Origin of the sequence: Pseudomonas sp. AN-1, from assembly GCF_034057115.1 — a bacterium.
In the GTDB taxonomy this organism is placed as follows: Bacteria; Pseudomonadota; Gammaproteobacteria; order Pseudomonadales; family Pseudomonadaceae; genus Geopseudomonas.
The window spans coordinates 2,884,422-2,902,018 of sequence record NZ_CP139195.1 but is presented as its reverse complement, the minus strand read 5'-3'; the positions used below and the strand labels follow the sequence as shown (position 1 = coordinate 2,902,018).

Annotated in this window: 14 protein-coding genes; 6 read left to right on the top strand and 8 right to left on the bottom strand. The window is 70.6% G+C overall.

Annotated features, from left to right (window positions below; genetic code table 11):
• Positions 1-120 precede the first annotated feature (120 nt).
• From SK095_RS13610 to speA, 3 genes are all read left to right on the top strand, one after another.
• The gene (locus SK095_RS13610) at positions 121-1,170 is read left to right on the top strand and encodes a DUF2333 family protein (protein WP_136490965.1); all 1,050 of its coding nucleotides are present in this window, start codon (positions 121-123) and stop codon (positions 1,168-1,170) included.
• A gap of 10 nt (positions 1,171-1,180) precedes the next feature.
• Positions 1,181-1,552: a translation initiation factor Sui1 gene (locus tag SK095_RS13605; RefSeq protein ID WP_136490966.1), complete on the top strand. Its 372-nt coding sequence runs from the start codon at positions 1,181-1,183 to the stop codon at positions 1,550-1,552.
• Positions 1,553-1,633: 81 nt separating this feature from the next.
• Positions 1,634-3,544, top strand: coding sequence for an arginine decarboxylase (gene speA / locus SK095_RS13600; RefSeq protein WP_320546591.1), 1,911 nt, complete (start codon positions 1,634-1,636; stop codon positions 3,542-3,544).
• 61 nt (positions 3,545-3,605) lie between these two features.
• Here the strand turns inward: speA and ilvD are convergent, their stop codons facing one another.
• Positions 3,606-5,444, bottom strand: a complete 1,839-nt coding sequence (gene ilvD, locus SK095_RS13595) for a dihydroxy-acid dehydratase (protein WP_320546590.1) — start codon at positions 5,442-5,444, stop codon at positions 3,606-3,608.
• Between the two features lie 148 nt (positions 5,445-5,592).
• Positions 5,593-6,786 (bottom strand): class I SAM-dependent rRNA methyltransferase, encoded by a 1,194-nt coding sequence (locus tag SK095_RS13590; protein ID WP_320546589.1) that lies wholly within the window; start codon positions 6,784-6,786, stop codon positions 5,593-5,595.
• A 133-nt stretch (positions 6,787-6,919) separates the two neighbouring features.
• Between SK095_RS13590 and mutM the strand changes: the two genes are divergently transcribed.
• From mutM to SK095_RS13575, 3 genes are all read left to right on the top strand, one after another.
• Positions 6,920-7,732 (top strand): bifunctional DNA-formamidopyrimidine glycosylase/DNA-(apurinic or apyrimidinic site) lyase, encoded by an 813-nt coding sequence (gene mutM, locus SK095_RS13585; RefSeq protein ID WP_320546588.1) that lies wholly within the window; start codon positions 6,920-6,922, stop codon positions 7,730-7,732.
• 107 nt (positions 7,733-7,839) lie between these two features.
• A complete protein-coding gene (locus tag SK095_RS13580) occupies positions 7,840-8,190 on the top strand; it encodes a multidrug transporter (protein ID WP_136490972.1) in 351 nt (116 codons plus the stop codon).
• Positions 8,191-8,358: 168 nt separating this feature from the next.
• Positions 8,359-10,227, top strand: coding sequence for a Na/Pi symporter (locus tag SK095_RS13575; protein ID WP_320546587.1), 1,869 nt, complete (start codon positions 8,359-8,361; stop codon positions 10,225-10,227).
• 52 nt (positions 10,228-10,279) lie between these two features.
• Here SK095_RS13575 and SK095_RS13570 read toward each other — a convergent pair whose 3' ends face one another.
• From SK095_RS13570 to SK095_RS13545, 6 genes are all read right to left on the bottom strand, one after another.
• Positions 10,280-10,531, bottom strand: a complete 252-nt coding sequence (locus tag SK095_RS13570; protein WP_136490974.1) for a YfhL family 4Fe-4S dicluster ferredoxin — start codon at positions 10,529-10,531, stop codon at positions 10,280-10,282.
• A gap of 74 nt (positions 10,532-10,605) precedes the next feature.
• Positions 10,606-11,085, bottom strand: a complete 480-nt coding sequence (coaD, locus tag SK095_RS13565; RefSeq protein WP_136490975.1) for a pantetheine-phosphate adenylyltransferase — start codon at positions 11,083-11,085, stop codon at positions 10,606-10,608.
• 85 nt (positions 11,086-11,170) lie between these two features.
• Positions 11,171-13,972, bottom strand: a complete 2,802-nt coding sequence (locus SK095_RS13560) for a diguanylate cyclase (protein WP_320546586.1) — start codon at positions 13,970-13,972, stop codon at positions 11,171-11,173.
• A gap of 143 nt (positions 13,973-14,115) precedes the next feature.
• On the bottom strand, positions 14,116-14,739 hold the full coding sequence (gene rsmD / locus SK095_RS13555) for a 16S rRNA (guanine(966)-N(2))-methyltransferase RsmD (protein WP_320546585.1): 624 nt from the start codon (positions 14,737-14,739) through the stop codon (positions 14,116-14,118).
• Complete coding sequence (locus SK095_RS13550; protein ID WP_320546584.1) at positions 14,739-16,232, bottom strand: pitrilysin family protein; 1,494 nt, start codon at positions 16,230-16,232, stop codon at positions 14,739-14,741. Before SK095_RS13550 ends, rsmD begins: the two co-directional genes overlap by 1 nt.
• On the bottom strand, positions 16,225-17,592 hold the full coding sequence (locus SK095_RS13545) for a pitrilysin family protein (RefSeq protein ID WP_320546583.1): 1,368 nt from the start codon (positions 17,590-17,592) through the stop codon (positions 16,225-16,227). Before SK095_RS13545 ends, SK095_RS13550 begins: the two co-directional genes overlap by 8 nt.
• Positions 17,593-17,597: the final 5 nt, after the last annotated feature.

The window sequence follows — 17,597 nt, the reverse complement described above, 5'->3', positions numbered from 1 at the left end:
CAGATGGCCGTGCTTTTCTGCCGACGTGCGGCGCGGCCATGCTTTATAGTGCAAGGCAATCTGCGGCCCCGCGAGCGGGTCGCCGGCGCAAATCGTTTCTCGGGGAGTAAGGACCAAGCCATGCTGGACTGGAAGAACAAGGTCGGCGCCATGCGCGACAGCGTCGACGATTCGGTGGAGGGCGCGCGCAGCTACTTCGGCGGCATCTGGGCCAGCCGCGCGGTCGGCGGCGTGCTCGGCGTCTACCTGCTCGGCGCCCTTGTGGTGGGCTGGTACTGGAGCCTCGAGCCCGACCTGCTGCCGGTGCAGCAGCAGGCACAGGCCGCGGCGGAGAAGGCCCAGGTACAGCTGGTGCCCGGCTTCACCACGGTGGAGACCCTGAAGAACGTGACCGGCGTGCTGCTCGACAAGCCGGGCGGCTACCTGTCCAACGACGTCGCGCCGCCCGGCCTGTGGCTGGACAACATGCCCAACTGGGAATACGGCGTGCTGGTGCAGGTGCGCGACCTGGCCCGCGCCCTGCGCAAGGACTTCGCCCGCTCGCAGTCGCAGTCCACCGAGGATGCCGACCTGGCCAAGGCCGAGCCGAAGCTGCACTTCGACAGCAACAGCTGGGCACTGCCGGCCAGCGAGCAGGAATACCGCGACGCCATCCGTTCGCTGACCCGCTTCCAGAAGCGCCTGTCCGATCCGGCGCAGACCCAGGCGCAGTTCTATGCCCGCGCCGACAACCTGCGCAACTGGCTGACCGACGTCGAGACCCGCCTCGGCTCGTTGTCGCAGCGGCTGTCCGCCAGCGTCGGCCAGATGCGCCTGAACACCGACGTCAGCGGCGCCATCCCCGCCGGCAGCGAGGAAATCGTCAAGACCCCCTGGCTGCAGATCGACAACGTGTTCTACGAGGCGCGCGGTCAGGCCTGGGCGCTGTCGCACTTCCTGCGCGCCATCGAGGTCGACTTCGCCGACGTGCTGGCCAAGAAGAACGCCACGGTCAGCGTGCGGCAGATCATCCGCGAGCTGGAGGCGGCGCAGGAGCCGCTGTGGAGCCCGATGGTGCTCAACGGCGACGGCTTCGGCGTGCTGGCCAACCACTCGCTGGTGATGGCCAACTACATCTCGCGCGCCAACGCGGCGATCATCGACCTGCGCCAGCTGCTCGAGCAGGGTTGAGGGGGCGGGCGTGAGCAAGAAGATGTCCTCCTTCGCCGCCCTCGGCGGCCTGGTCTACTCCACCGACGCCGGCCGCCACTGCCCGGACTGCGGCCAGCCGGTGGCCGGGTGCATCTGCGGCCAGCCGCAGGTCCCGGCCGGCGACGGCATCGCCCGGGTGCGCCGCGAGAGCAAGGGGCGCGGCGGCAAGACGGTGACCACCATCAGCGGCGTGCCGCTGGCCGGCGAGCCGCTCAAGGAGCTGGCCAGCGCACTGAAGAAGCGCTGCGGCACCGGCGGCGCCCTCAAGGACGGGGTGATCGAGATCCAGGGCGAGCACGTCGAGCTGTTGATCGCCGAGCTGGAGAAGCGCGGCTTCAAGGCGAAGAAATCCGGCGGCTGAGCGCCGCCCCGCGCCCGCTCGGCGGGCGCCATCTTTCCAGCGCGGCCGGTGTGCCGGTCGCCAGCACAGGGAGAACCGCGCATGGCCCGAGCCCCCCGCAAGGACAACGAGAGCCCCTGGAGCGTCGCCGACAGCCGCCGCGTCTACGGCATCCGCCACTGGGGCGCCGGCTACTACGCGATCAGCGACGCCGGCACCGTCGAGGTGCGCCCGCAGGGCCCCGACGGTGCGCCCATCGACCTGCACGCGCTGGTCGGCCAGCTGCGCGCCTCCGGCCTGTCGCTGCCGCTGCTGGTGCGCTTCCCCGGCATCCTCCAGGACCGCGTGCGCCAGCTCACCGGCGCCTTCGACGCCAGCATCGCCCGCCAGGGCTATCAGAACCGCTACACCGCGCTGTACCCGATCAAGGTCAACCAGCAGGAGGCGGTGGTGGAGAACATCATCGCCACCGACGATGTCGCCATCGGCCTGGAGGCCGGCTCCAAGCCGGAGCTGATGGCGGTGCTGGCGCTGGCGCCCAGGGGCGGCACCATCGTCTGCAACGGCTACAAGGACCGCGAGTTCATCCACCTGGCGCTGATCGGCCAGAAGCTCGGCCACAACCTGTTCGTGGTGATCGAGAAGGAGTCCGAGGTGGCGCTGCTGATCGAGGAGGCCGCCGCCCTCGGCGTGCAGCCGCAGATCGGCCTGCGCGTGCGGCTGTCCTCGCTGGCCTCGAGCAAGTGGGCCGACACCGGCGGCGAGAAGTCCAAGTTCGGCCTGTCCGCCGCGCAGATCCTGCGCGTGGTCGAGCGCCTGCGCGCGGCGGGGCTCGACCAGGGCATCCGCCTGCTGCACTTCCACATGGGCTCGCAGATCGCCAACCTGGCCGACTACCGCAAGGGCTTCCGCGAGGCGATCCGCTACTACGGCGAGCTGCGCGGCCTCGGCCTGCCGGTCGACCACGTCGACGTCGGCGGCGGCCTGGGCGTCGACTACGACGGCACCCACTCGCGCAACGCCAGCTCGATCAACTACGACATGGCCGACTACGCCGCCACCGTGGTCGACATGCTCCGCGAGTTCTGCGACCGCCAGGAGCTGCCGCACCCGCACATCTTCTCCGAAAGCGGCCGGGCGATGACCGCGCACCACGCGGTGCTGGTGGTGCAGGTCACCGACGTCGAGCGCCACGACGACAGCGCACCGCAGTTCGATCCGGCGGCCGAGCGCCCGGAGACCCTGCAGGCGCTGTTCGACCTGCTCGGCGACAGCGACCCGGAGATGGTCGCCGAGAGCTACTGGCGCGCCACCCACCTGATCGGCGAGGTGGCCGGGCAGTACTCGGCCGGCAAGCTCGGCCTGCGCGACAAGGCGCTGGCCGAGCAGTGCTACTTCGCCATCTGCCGGCGCCTGTACGACCAGCTGCAGGCGCGCCAGCGCTCGCACCGCCAGCTGATCGACGAGCTCAACGACAAGCTGGCCGACAAGTACATCTGCAACTTCTCGGTGTTCCAGAGCCTGCCCGACACCTGGGCCATCGAGCAGATCCTGCCGATCGCGCCGCTGCAGCGCCTCGACGAGCAGCCGACCCGCCGCGCGGTGCTGCAGGACCTGACCTGCGACTCCGACGGCAAGATCCGCCAGTACGTCGACGAGCAGAGCATCGAGACCAGCCTGCCGGTGCATGCGCTGCGCGAGGGCGAGGACTACCTGCTCGGCGTGTTCCTGGTCGGCGCCTACCAGGAGATCCTCGGCGACATGCACAACCTGTTCGGCGACACCGACTCGGTGAACGTCTACCAGCGCCCGGATGGCAGCGTGTTCCACGCCGGCATCGAGACCCACGACACCATCGAGGACCTGCTGCGCTACGTGCACCTGGAGCCGGCCGAGCTGATGTCGCTGTACCGCGAGAAGGTCGCCGTGGCCAGCCTGTCCGCCGCCGAGCGCGCACGCTTCCTCGACGCCCTGCGCCTGGGGCTGACCCGCTCGTCGTACCTGGCGCCCTGAGCGGGCACGCAAAGAAGAACGCCCCGCAGGGCGGGGCGTTCGTCGTGGCTCCGGGGCGGACTCAGTCCTCCAGCAGCGCCTTGTTGCGCACCGCGCCCTTGTCGGCGCTGGTGGCGAGCAGGGCGTAGGCCTTCAGCGCGGTGCTGACCTTGCGCGCGCGCGGCGCGGCCGGCTTCCAGCCCTTGTGGTCCTGGTGCAGGCGGCGGGCCTTCAGTTCGTCGTCGCCGACCAGCAGGCTGATGCTGCGGTTGGGGATGTCGATGAGGATCTTGTCGCCTTCCTCGACCAGGCCGATGGCGCCGCCGGCGGCGGCTTCCGGCGAGACGTGGCCGATCGACAGGCCTGAGGTGCCGCCGGAGAAGCGGCCGTCGGTGAGCAGGGCGCACTGCTTGCCCAGGCCCTTGGACTTCAGGTAGCTGGTCGGGTAGAGCATTTCCTGCATGCCCGGACCGCCCTTCGGACCTTCGTAGCGGATCACCACGATGTCGCCCGGCTTCACCTCGTCGGCGAGGATGCCCTTCACCGCGGCGTCCTGGCTCTCGTAGATGCGCGCGGTGCCCTCGAACACGTGGATCGACTCGTCGACGCCGGCGGTCTTCACCACGCAGCCGTCCAGGGCGATGTTGCCGTACAGCACGGCCAGGCCGCCTTCCTGGGAGTAGGCGTTCGCCACGCTGCGGATGCAGCCCTCGAAGCGGTCGGTGTCCAGGCTCGGCCAGCGGGTGCTCTGGCTGAACGCGGTCTGGCTGGGGATGCCGGCCGGGCCCGCCTTGAAGAAGGTGTGCACGGCCTCGTCGTCGGTCTGGGTGATGTCCCAGGCGGCGATGGCGTCGGCCATGGTCGGGCTGTGCACGGTCGGCACGTCGGTGTGCAGCAGGCCGCCGCGGGCCAGCTCGCCGAGGATGCTGATGATGCCGCCGGCGCGGTGCACGTCCTCCATGTGGTACTTCTGGATGTTCGGTGCGACCTTGCACAGCTGCGGCACGCGACGCGACAGCTGGTCGATGTGGCGCAGGTTGAAGTCGACCTCGGCCTCCTGGGCGGCGGCCAAGAGGTGCAGGATGGTGTTGGTCGAGCCGCCCATGGCGATGTCCAGGGTCATGGCGTTCTCGAACGCCTTGAAGCTGGCGATCGAGCGCGGCAGCACCGACTCGTCGCCCTCGCCGTAGTAGCGCTGGCACAGCTCGACGATCAGGCGGCCGGCGCGCAGGAACAGCTGCTCGCGATCGCTGTGGGTGGCCAGGGTGGTGCCGTTGCCCGGCAGCGACAGGCCGAGGGCCTCGGTCAGGCAGTTCATCGAGTTGGCGGTGAACATGCCCGAGCAGCTGCCGCAGGTCGGGCAGGCGCTGCGCTCGTACTCGGCGACGGTCTCGTCGGAGCAGGAGTCGTCGGCGGCGGCGACCATGGCGTCGACCAGGTCGAGGCCGTGGCTGGCCAGCTTGGTCTTGCCGGCTTCCATCGGCCCGCCGGAGACGAACACCACCGGGATGTTCAGGCGCAGGGCGGCCATCAGCATGCCGGGGGTGATCTTGTCGCAGTTGGAGATGCACACCAGGGCGTCGGCGCAGTGGGCGTTGACCATGTACTCGACGGAGTCGGCGATGATCTCGCGGCTCGGCAGCGAGTAGAGCATGCCGTCGTGGCCCATGGCGATGCCGTCGTCGACGGCGATGGTGTCGAATTCCTTGGCCACGCCGCCGGCCTTCTCGATCTCGCGGGCGACCAACTGACCGAGGTCCTTCAGGTGCACGTGGCCGGGCACGAACTGGGTGAAGGAGTTGGCGACGGCGATGATCGGCTTCTTGAAGTCCTCGTCCTTCATCCCGGTGGCGCGCCACAGCGCGCGGGCGCCGGCCATGTTGCGGCCGAAGGTGGAGGTTTTCGAGCGATAGTCAGGCATGGCGGGTTCCCGGAATGCAGGCGGATACTGAGCTTTCCAGAATACCAGCGATTGGCGGGCGGGTGCAGCGGGGCGGATGGGGTGCGCGCGGCGCACCCTACGCAGGCCCGGGCGTAGGGTGCGCCGTGCGCACCAGAAGGATGCCGCCTCAGTTCGGCAGGATGCGGCAGGTCAGGCTCTTGATGTAGCGGGTCTCGTTGATCGCCGGGTGCACCGGGTGGTCCGGGCCCTGGCCGCCGCGCTCGAGCAGCTGGATGTGGCGGTCGAGGTGACGGGCGCTGGAGAGCAGGATGTTCTGCAGGTCGTCCTCGGGCAGGTGCATCGAGCAGCTGGCGCTGACCAGGATGCCGTCCTTGCTCAGCAGGCGCATGGCCTGTTCGTTGAGGCGGCGGTAGGCGGCTTCGCCGTTCTTGAGGTCCTTCTTGCGCTTGATGAAGGCGGGCGGGTCGGCGACGATCACGTCGAAGCGCTCCTCGGCGGCCTTCAGCTCCTTGAGCGCCTCGAACACGTCGCCCTCGACGCAGGCCATCTTCTCGCCCACGCCGTTCAGCGCGGCGTTGCGCTCGACGCCGTCCAGCGCCAGCGCCGAGCCGTCCACGCACATCACCTCGGAGGCGCCGAACACCGCGGCCTGCACGCCCCAGCCGCCGACGTAGCTGAACAGGTCGAGCACGCGCTTGCCCTTGACGTAGGGCGCCAGGCGCGCGCGGTTGAGGCGGTGGTCATAGAACCAGCCGGTCTTCTGGCCGCCCTGCACCGGCGCCTCGAACTTCACGCCGTTCTCCTCCAGGGCCACCCACTCCGGCATCACGCCGAAGGCGGTTTCCACGTAGCGTTGCAGGCCCTCGGCGTCGCGGGCGCTGGAGTCGTTCTTGAACAGGATGCCGGCCGGCTTGAGCACCTGCACCAGCGCCTCGACCACGGCGTCCTTGTGGCGCTCCATGGTCGCCGAGGCCAGCTGCACCACCAGGTGGTCGCCGAAGCGGTCGACCACCAGGCCCGGCAGCAGGTCGGAGTCGCCGTACACCAGGCGGTAGCAGGGCGCGTCGAACAGGCGCTCGCGCAGGGACAGGGCGACGTTGATGCGGTGCACCAGCAGCGACTTGTCCAGCACGTGCTTGGTGTCGCGGGAGATCAGCCGGGCGCAGATCAGGTTCTGCGGGCTGATCGCGACTATGCCCAGCGGCTTGCCGCCCGCCATCTCGAGGATGGCCTGGTCGCCCGGCTGGAACAGGCTGAGCGGGGTGGCCGCCACGTCCACCTCGTTGCTGTAGACCCACAGGTGGCCGGCGCGCAGGCGGCGCTCGGCGTTGGCTTTCAGTCGCAGGCTGGGCAGGGACATGGGGCACTCTCGCAAAAAGCGCGGAGTATAGCGGAAGGCAGGGCTTCAGGCGCCTGCCGGCGGGCGCGCGAGGGTGAGCGGGGCCGGCAATCCTGCTATGTTGGCGCCCCCTGTTTTGCCCGTGTCAGCCGCCATGCCCGAACTGCCCGAAGTCGAAACCACCCGCCGCGGCATCGCCCCGCATCTGGAGGGCCACCGCGTGACCCGCGTGATCGTCCGCGAGCGCCGCCTGCGCTGGCCGATCCCCGAGGATCTCGACGTGCGCCTGTCCGGCCAGCGCATCGAGCGGGTCGGCCGGCGCGCCAAGTACCTGCTGATCGAGGCCGAGTGCGGCACCCTGATCGGCCACCTGGGCATGTCCGGCAGCCTGCGCCTGATCGAGGCCGGCCTGCCGGCGGCCAGGCACGAGCACGTCGACATCGAGCTGGATTCGGGGCTGGCGCTGCGCTACACCGACCCGCGGCGCTTCGGCGCGCTGCTGTGGAGCCTCGACCCGCTCAATCACGAGCTGCTGCGCAAGCTCGGCCCGGAGCCGCTGGGCGACGAGTTCGACGGCGAGCGCCTGTACCAGCTGTCGCGCGGCAAGCAGGTGGCGGTCAAGCCGTTCATCATGGACAACGCGGTGGTGGTCGGCGTCGGCAACATCTACGCGACCGAGGCGCTGTTCGCCGCCGGCATCGACCCGCGGCGCGCGGCCGGCTCGATCTCGCGGGCGCGCTACCTGAAGCTGGCCGAGGAGATCAAGCGCATCCTCGCCCAGGCCATCGACTGCGGCGGCACCACCCTGCGCGATTTCGTCGGCGGCGACGGCAAGCCCGGCTACTTCCAGCAGACGCTGCTGGCCTACGGCCGCGGCGGCGAATTCTGCAAGGTCTGCGGCGCCACCCTGCGCGAGGTCAAGCTCGGCCAGCGTGCCAGCGTGTACTGTCCGCGCTGCCAGAGCTGAGCGCCGCTTGCGGTCCTGGTACGGGCGATTGACGGCGTTCACGCTGGCGCCGGACGATTGGCTGGTATAGTTATCCCCACGTGCAACGCGGCAAAAGGACCCTGCGCATGAAACTGTTCCGTTCCACCGCCCTAGGCCTGATCCTGACCACCGGACTGGCCGCCCTCCCGCTGTCCGCGTCGGCTACCCAGGACAATGTCAGCGGCGACCCGCACTACACCGTGGAGGCGCCCAAGGCCTTCTCCATGGTCGGCGACCTGCTGATCGCCCGTCCGCTGCTGATCGCCGGCACGGTGATCGGTGCGGGAGTCTTCGTGGTGACCCTGCCGTTCTCGGCGCTGGGCGGCAACGTCGAGGAAGCCGGCCAGGCGCTGGTGATCGAGCCGGGCCGCGAGGCCTTCGTGCGCTGCCTGGGCTGCACCAGCTCCTGGGCCGCGGACGAGCAGTACGCCCGCTAAGCCGGTCGCGGGCGCCTGCCGGGCGCCCGTTCGCTCTCCCCCCCGCCCCCTTTCCCCGCGCATTTCGGGCAGAATGCCCGACGGCCGCCATTGGCCGGTCTCGGGGCGCCTGCCGCCCCCCGTTCGCCGAGCATGCCGCCTTCGGCAAGCCGATTCCCGGGAGAAGCCTTGTCCATCAACAAGAACAACAAGCTCAACGCAGCCGCGCTGTGGCTGCTGGTGGCGGCGCTGGCCGTGTCGTTCTGGTTCAGCCCGGGGTGGACTCGCCTGGCCGGCGGCCTGGCGCTGTTCCTGTTCGGCATGCAGTGCCTGGAGGAAGGGCTGCGCCAGCTGGCCGGCAGCGAGCTGGAGCGCATCCTCGGCAAGGCCACCGACCGCGCCTGGAAAAGCCTCGGCTTCGGCATCTTCGCCACCGTCATGGTGCAGTCGAGCACCCTGGTGTCGCTGCTGGCCATCGCCTTCCTCGGCACCGGGCTGATCGGCCTGGCGGCCGGCCTGTGCATCGTCTTCGGCGCCAACCTGGGCACCACCAGCGGCATCTGGCTGCTGGCGATGATCGGACAGAGCGCCAGCCTCGGCAGCCTGGCCCTGCCGCTGGCGGTGTTCGGCATCCTGCTCGGTTTCAACGGGCCGAGATCCAGGGGCGCCGGGCGGGTGCTGCTGGGCGTGTGCTTCCTGTTCCTCGGCATCGACCTGATGAAGGGCGGCTTCAGCGATGCCACCGCCATGTTCGATCCGGCCCGCTTCAAGGTGGAGGGCGTGCTCGGCATCCTGCTGTTCACCGGCATCGGCGCGCTGGTCACCGCGGTGGTGCAGTCCAGCCACGCCAGCCTGATGCTGGTGCTGACCGCGCTGGCCTCGGGGCAGATCGACTCCAGCCAGGGCTTCGCCCTGGCCATCGGCACCAATGTCGGCGGCGTGCTGACCGCAGTCATCGGTTCGCTGGGCGGCGCCCGCGCCGGCCAGCGGCTGGCGCTGGCCAACGTGATCTTCAACTGGTCGCTCGCGCTGCTCGCCCTGCTGTTCCTGCAGCCGCTGACGGCGCTGGTACTGCTGCTGGCGGAGCGCCTGGGCTTCGCCGGCAATGCGCTGCTCGAGCTGGCGCTGTTCCACAGCCTGTTCAACGGCCTGGGCCTGCTGCTGTTCATACCCTGGCACGGCCGCCTGGCGCTCTGGCTGGAGCGCCTGCTGCCCGAGCCGGCCGAGCCGCACGTGCTGATCGCCGAGGTGGGCAACGGCCAGGCCCCGCAGGCGCTGCCGCAGACCCGCGCCCGCTATCTGGACGAGAACGCCCTGGGCTCGGCGGGGGCCGCGGTGCAGGCGGTGGCCCGCGAGCTGCAGCACCTGGCGCGCCTGAGCCTGGAAGTGATCTGCCACGCCCTGTACCTGCCGGTCGACCAGCTGAACAGCCGGCAGATCGACGACACGGTGTTGCGCAGTTCGGCGCAGATGGCCGGGCATGCGCTGGATGCCGAGCAGCTCTACCAGCGCCACATCAAGGGCGTGTATGCCGACCTGCTGAGCTACATGGGCCGCCTGGAGGCCAGCCTGGACGAAGCGCACAACCGCGCCTGGATCGCCAGCCAGCTGGTGGCGCTGCAGCTGGTGGATGCGGTGAAGGACGCCAAGCACCTGCAGAAGAACCTCAGCCGCCTGCTGGTCAACGGCGAGCCGGCGGTCAGCGCGGCCTACGCCGACCTGCGCCGCCACCTGCTCTGGGTGCTGCGCGAGATGCGCGCGATCAGCCTGCTGGACCTGCCGGCCGAGGCCCTGCGCTCGCGCCTGGATCTGTTCGACAATCAGGCGGCGAGCTTCGACACGGCCTTCCGCGAGCGGCTGTTCGCCGCGGTGCGCGAGCAGCGCCTGGACGGCCTGCGCGCCAGTTCGCTGATGAACGACCTGGGCTACGCCAGCCGCATCGGCCAGAGCCTGCGCAACGTGCTGCTGCTCGGCCTCGGCGACGGCCGCGAGGTGATGCCGCAGCTGCCGTTCCGCAGCGAGAGCGACGAGCCGCTGATCCAGCTGGAGAGCAAATGAAAACGCCGGCCCACAGGGGCCGGCGTCGGTCGACAGCGGGGGGGGCGGGGGATCAGGCCTTGCCGCTGATGATCAGGTACTTCTGCATCAGCTCGTCGCGGGTTTCCGCGTGGTTGGGGTCGAGCGGGATGCAGTCCACCGGGCAGACCTGCTGGCACTGCGGTTCGTCGTAGTGGCCGACGCATTCGGTGCACAGGTTGGGGTCGATCTCGTAGATCTCCTCCCCTTGGGAAATGGCGCCGTTCGGGCACTCCGGTTCGCAGACGTCGCAGTTGATGCAGTCGTCGGTGATCATAAGGGACATGGGGCAACTCCAGGAGCAGGTACAGTCAACGATCTTTATTGTGCCGCAAGCGCAGGCGCGCCGCACCCGCCGCGTCAGCCGGCGAAGCGCTCGCGCAGGGCCTGGGCGACCACCGGGTGGACGAACTTGCCGATGTCGCCGCCGAGCGCGGCGATTTCCCGCACCAGGGTCGAAGAGATGTAGGAGTACTGTTCCGAGGGGGTGAGGAACAGGCTCTCCACCTGCGGCGCCAGCTGGCGGTTCATGTTGGCCAGCTGGAACTCGTACTCGAAGTCCGACACCGCGCGCAGGCCGCGGATCAGGATGTTGGCCTGTTGCTGCTGGGCGAACTGGGCGAGCAGGTTGGAGAAGCCGATCACCCGCACGTTGGGTAGATGGGCGCTGACTGCCTCGGCCAGCTCGACGCGCTTGTCCAGGCTGAACAGCGGGTTCTTCTTCGGGCTGGCCGCCACGGCGATGATCACCTCGTCGAACAGCCGCGCGGCGCGCTCGAGCAGGTCGCTGTGACCTTTGGTGATGGGGTCGAAAGTGCCCGGGTAAAGCGCTCGGTTCATCCTGTTGTCCTGTTGGCAGGGAGCGTCGGAGGCCCGGATGGTAGCGCAGCGCCCACCGGGCGGCCAAGCCGAACCTGAAGCCGGCTCAGGCGGGCACCGCCTCGGCCTCGCTGCACACCCGGTTGCGACCGCCGTTCTTGGCCGCATACAGCGCCTGGTCGGCGCGCTGCAGCAGGCTCTCGCGGCTGTCGCCGGGGCGCGCGCTGCTGACCCCGAAACTGGCGGTGACCCGGCCGACTTCGGCGAAGGGGCTGTCCTGCAGCAGCCGGCGCAGGCTCTCGGCCAGGTGGCTCGCCTGGTCGGCGTCGGTCTCCGGGCAGATGACGATGAACTCCTCGCCGCCCAGGCGGCAGAGGCTGTCGATGCGCCGCAGGCGCGCGCCGATGCGCCGGCACAGTTCCTGGAGCACGCGATCGCCGGCGTCGTGGCCGAAGCCGTCGTTGATCCACTTGAAATGGTCGATGTCCAGCATGATCAGGCTGAGCGGGCGCCGGGTGCGGCTGCGCCGTTCCAGCTCGCCGGCGAGCTGGTCGAGGAAGTAGCGACGGTTGTGGATGCCGGTCAGCGGGTCGGTGATGGTCAGGGTGCGCAGCTCTTCCTCCACCTGCTTGAGGCTGCTGATGTCGGTGATGAAACCGTGCCAGAGCACCGAACCGTCGGCCAGCGGCTCCGGCATCGCCTCGCCGTGCAGCCAGCGCTGGCCGCGCTGCGGCAGCTGCACGCGGTAGTCCTGCTGCCAGCGGGTGAGGGTCAGTGCCGACTGGCGGATCGAGTCGATGACCCGCTCGCGGTCCTCGGGGTGGATGCGCTGGATCGCCGGGCCGGCCTCGCTGCGTACCTCCTCCGGCGTGACCTCGTAGACCTCGCGGATGCCGGCGCTGGCGTAGGGGAAGCAGCCGCGCCCGTCGGGGTACAGACGGTACTGGTAGATGGTGCCGGGGATCTGCGCGCCGAGCTTCTCCAGCAGGCGGCTGCGCTCCTCCAGGGCCTGGCGGGTGCGCAGGCGCTCGCCGATGTCGAGGGCGATCAGCAGGTAGCCGCCGAGCCGTCCGTCGGCTTCGAGGATGGCCGACAGCATCAGGGTGACGTGCAGCGGCTCGCGGTTGCGGTGCAGCAGCACGGTGTCCAGCTCGCGGTGCTGGCGGGGCGCGAGCAGGGCGGCGAGCAGCGCCGGGGCGCTGTCGGGGACCTCCGCCAGGCCGGCGGCGGCGGCCAGTCGCGGGGCGTCGAGCAGCGGGTCGAGGAGCTGGCCATGCAGGCTGCCGCGCTCGTGGCCCAGCAGGCGCTCGGCGCCGGTGTTGAAGGTGCGGATGCGGCCGTCGGCGGTGACGCCGATGATCGCCACCTGGGTAGCGGCCTCGAGCAGCCCCTGCAGGCGCGCGTGGCTCTGGCGCAGCTCCAGCTCCAGCGCCTTGCGTACCGAGATGTCGACGTGGGTGCCGATGATCCGTGCAGGCTGGCCGTCGGGCAGGCGTTCGACCACCTTGCCGCGCGCCAGCAGCCACAGCCAGCTGCCGTCCTTGCGGCGCAGGCGCTTCTCGCAGCGGTACATGGGCGTGCGCCCGGCCAGGTGCTCGTGCAGGGCCTGCTGGCAGCGCGCGGCGTCTTCCGGGTGCAGGCGGCCGCGCCATTCCTCGGGCGTGTCGCCGATCTCGTCCTCGGCGTGGCCGAGCAGGGACTTCCACATCGGCGAGAAGTAGATGCGGTCGCGGATCAGGTCCCAGTCCCACACCCCGTCGCCGATGCCGTCGAGGGCCAGGGTCCAGCGTTCCTCGCTGATGCGCAGCGCCTCGCGGCTTTCCTGCAGCTCGGTGGTGCGCCGCTCGACCAGCGCCAGGGCGCGCTGGCGCTGGCTGAGCAGGACGAACAGCAGGGTGCCGAGCAGCAGGCTGAGCGCTACGCCCGGCATGGCGACGCTCCAGACGGGCAGGAGCGGGTGCTGGGCCAGGAAGCTGGCGGTGGGGCGGAGCAGCAGGCGGTAGTGGTGGCGCGCGGCGCGCAGGTCGCGGCTGGCCTGCAGCGTGCTGTCCGGCGCCGGGGTGCCCAGGCGGTACAGCGGTGCGCTGCCGGGCTGGCCGAGGTCGTGCAGCTCCAGGGCCAGGTTGCTCAGGGTCTGTACGGTCTGCCCTTGCTCCAGCAGCTGGTGCAGGCTGATCGAGCTGAACAGTGCGCCGCGCAGCGGCGCTTCGTTCCGTCCGGCGTGCTGGAGGATGGCGGCGTCGCGTACCGGGGCGACCAGCAGCAGGCCGAGGCGGTCGCTTTCGGCGCCGCTGGTGAAGCGCAGGATGGCGCTGCGGCTGATGCGGTCGTCGCGCAGGGCCTGCTCCAGGGCTTCGCCGCGGGGGCCGGGCGAGGCCATGTCCTGGCCCAGCGGCAGATCGCTGACGCTGCGCGACAGGCTGAACAGCAGCGGGAGGTAGCGCTCGCGGGGCTGCAGCGGATGCAGCTGGCCGGCGGCATCGGCCTCGCGCAGCTGGAAGCGGCTGCCGACCTGGGTTTCGGCGCGGCGGGCGAAGGCTTCCAGCTGCTCCTCGCGCCGCTCGGCGTCGATCGGCAGTAGCGGCGCCCAGGACAGCACCAGATGGTCGTCCAGCAGCGGACGGACGAACTGCTCGAACTCGCTGCGGGTCACTTCGCCCGAGCTTTCGAAGAAGCGGCGCACGCTGTCGAGGTCGCGCTGGCGCACCTGCAGGCGTTCCTCCAGGCGGTTGAAGTGCTCCTCGGCCTGGTGCTCGAACTGCTGGCGGTGCAGGGCCTGGCTGTCGTGCCACAGCTGGCGGGTGAGCAGCGCGGTCAGGGCCAGGCCGGTCAGGGTCAGCAGGCCGCACAGCAGCAGCTGGCAGCGGCGTTGGCAGCGGCCGGACGTGGCATCGCGGGGGGCGGGCATGGGGCTCCTTGTCCGCCGCGGGAGGGCAGGGAGGCGGGCGGACGACGGTGCCTAGGATACCGTTCGGCTTGTCGGTTTTGCAGCAATGTGATGGGGTCGACAGTTTGCTGTGTGACGAAATCGACGGTTTTTCGCCGCGGGAGTCAGTCCGGCGTCGCTGGCTGGCGCTGCCACAGGGCGTAGTGCACCTGGCCGGTGTGCTTCTCGCGGTGCAGGCGCCAGTTGCCCGGCAGGCCGAGGGTCGAGGGCGCGCTCTCGCTTTCCGTGTAGATCCAGGCGTCGGCCGCCAGCCAGCCGCGGCCCTCCAGCTGGGCGCAGGCGGGGGCGAGCAGGTCCCTGTGGAATGGCGGATCGAGGAACACCAGATCGAAGGGCTCGGTGCTCGCGCCCTGCAGGTGCTGCAGGGCATCGGCCTGGCGCACCTCGGCGTTGCCGGCGCGCAGCAGCTCGAGGTTGCCGCGCAGGGCGCTGGCGGCGGCCGGGCTGAGCTCCAGCGCCAGGCCGCGGCTGGCGCCGCGCGACAGGGCCTCCAGCAGCAGGGCGCCGCTGCCGGCGAAGGGGTCGAGCACGCGGGCGCCTTCCACGTAGGGCGCCAGCCAGTTGAACAGGGTCTCGCGCACGCGATCCGGCGTCGGCCGCAGGCCGGGAGCGTCGGGGAAGCTCAGGCGCCGCGAGCGCCACTCGCCGCCGATGATGCGCAGCTGGCCCTGCCCCTGGGGCTGGCTGGCGGAGGGCTTGCGGGCGGGCTTGGTGCTGGGACGGGCCATCAGTGCTCCGGTACGCCGGCATTCTGCGCGGCGGGACGTTCGACGGGAGGCGGCAGCGGCTGCTGCGCGACGGTGGGGCCGCTGGAGACCACCACGAAGGCATCGGCATCGAGGTGGCGGGCCATGGCCGCGCGCACCTGCTCCACGCTGAGCTGCTGCACCTGGTTCATGAAGTCTTCCAGCTGGGTGCTCGGCAGGTCGTAGAAGCCGATGGCGGCCAGTTGGCCGACGATGTCGGCGTTGCTGGCCGTGGACAGCGGGAAGCTGCCGGCCAGCTCGCGCTTGGCCTGCTTGAGTTCCTCCTCGGTCGGCCCCTGGGCGACGAAGTCGCGCACCAGCGAGCGCACCAGCTCGAGGGTGGCCTCGCTCAGTTCGGCACGGGTCTGCACGTTGATCATGAACGGCCCGGCCACCTGCATCGGGGTGAAGCCGGAGTAGATGCCGTAGGTCAGGCCGCGCTTCTCGCGCACCTCCTCCATCAGCCGGGTGCCGAAGCCGCCGCCGCCGAGGATCTGGTTGCCGACGTAGAGCGCGGCGTGGTCCGGGTTGCGGCGGTCGATGCCGAGCTGGGCGAGCATCAGGTGGGTCTGCTGCGAGGGGAACTCGATGTGCTGGCGCTTGGCCGCGGGCGCCGCGGGCGCGGGCGGCGGCGGCAGCGCCGGCCCCTTGGGCAGGGCGGCGGACAGCCGGGCGGCGATCGCTTCGGCCTCGGCGCGGGAGAGGTCGCCGACCAGGGCGATCACCGCGTTGCCGGCGGCGTAGGCGCGGGCGTGGAAGGTGGCCAGCTGCGCGCGGTCGAGGGCGGGGATGCTCTCCAGGGTGCCGTCGCTCGGCCGGGCGTAGGGGTGCGCACCGTACAGCTGCTGGAACAGGGCGATGCTGGCCAGCTTGCCGGGGTTCTGCTTCTGCTGCTCGAGGCCGGCGAGGATCTGGTTCTTCAGCCGCGCCAGGGCGCCTTCCGGGAAGGTCGGCGCGCCGACCACCCGGGCGAACAGCGCCAGCGCCGGCTCGCGCTGCTCGGCGGCGGACAGGCTGCGCAGCGAGGCCACCGCCATGTCGCGGTAGGCGCCGTTGCCGAACTCGGCGCCGAGGCCCTCGAAGCCGGCGGCGATGGCGGTGGTGTCCTGGCCCTCGATGCCCTCGTTGAGCATGGCGTTGGTCAGCATGGCCAGGCCGGGATGCTCGCCGTCCTGGCTGCTGCCGGCGGCGAAGGTCAGGCGCAGGTCGAACATCGGCAGTTCGCGGGCCTCGACGAACAGCACGCGGGCGCCCTCGGCGGTGTTCCAGCGCTGGATGTCCAGGGCGCGGCGCGCCGGCGCCTGGCCGTTGAGCTTGGCCAGCGAGGCGATCGCCGGTGCCGCGGCCGGCGCGCTGCCGGTGGCGGGCGTCGCCGGGGCCGGGCTGTCCGGTCCGGCCGCCGGGCGGCTGATCAGCAGGAGCAGGCCGAGCAGGCCGAGCAGTGCGACTATCAGCAGCAGGTGGCGCTTATTCATGGCGGGTCTCCTTGGCCTGCTCCAGCGGCAGCACCAGGGCCAGGGTCAGTCGTTCGCGCTGGAACAGGCGCCGCGCGGCGGCCTGGATATCGGCGGGGGTGACCGCCCTGAGGGCTTCGAGATCCTGGTCGAGCAGTTGCCAGGACAGGCCGACGGTCTGCAGCTGGCCGATGCTGGTGGCCTGGCTGGCGATGGAGTCGCGCTCGTAGACCAGGCCGGCGATCACCTGGGCCTGCACGCGTGCCAGCTCCTCGGCGCTCGGCGCCTGGGTCTTGAGGGTCTCCAGCTCCTGCCACAGACCGACCTCGACCTGTTCGAGGGTCTTGCCCTGCTGCACGTTGGGCCGCGCCGACAGCACGAACAGGCTGTCGCCGCGGGTGAAGGGGTTGTACCAGGCCGAGGCGCCGGTCACCAGTTCCTGCTCGCGCTCCAGGCGGCTGGACAGGCGCGCGCTGTAGCCGCCGTCGAGCAGCGCGGCGATCAGGCGCAGGGCATGCACTTCGCGCGGGTTGTCGCTGCTGGCCAGGCCCGGCACGTTGAAGCCCATCAGCAGGCTGGGCAGCTGGGTCTTGACCCGCAGGGTCAGACGCCGCTCGCCGAGGGCCGGCAGTTCCAGCGGCGCCTTGGCGGCCGGCAGCGGGCGCGCCGGGATGGCGGCGAAGTGGCGCTGGGCGAGGGTCTTCACCTCGTCGGCGGTGACGTCGCCGACCACCACCAGGGTGGCGTTGTTCGGGCTGTACCAGTCGTTGTGCCAGGCGCGCAGGTCGTCCACCGACATGCGCTCGAGATCGCTCATCCAGCCGATGGTCGGGTTGCGGTAGCCAGTGGCCGGGTAGGCGGCGGTCTTGAAGCGCTCGAAGGCCAGCGAGGCGGGGTTGTCCTCGGTGCGCAGGCGGCGCTCCTCCTTGATCACCTCGATCTCGCGGGCGAACTCGTCGGCCGGCAGGCGCAGGCCAGCCAGGCGGTCGGCTTCCATTTCCAGGGCGACTTCCAGGCGGTCGCGCGCCAGTACCTGGTAGTAGGCGGTGTAGTCGTCGCTGGTGAAGGCGTTCTCCTCGGCGCCCAGCTCGCGCAGGATGCGCGAGGATTCGCCGGGGCCGAGCTTGCTGCTGCCCTTGAACATCATGTGCTCGAGGGCGTGGGACAGGCCGGTGAAACCGGGGCGCTCGTAGCTGGAGCCGACCTGGTACCACAGCTGGGACACCACCACCGGGGCGCGGTGGTCCTCGCGCACGATCACGGTCAGGCCGTTGTCCAGGCGGAACTGGTGGGTCGGCTGCGGCACGGCGGCCTGGGCGGCCGGCGGCAGGCCCAGGGCAACCAGCAACAAGCCGGCTAGGCGGCGTGTGAATGCGTTCATCATCA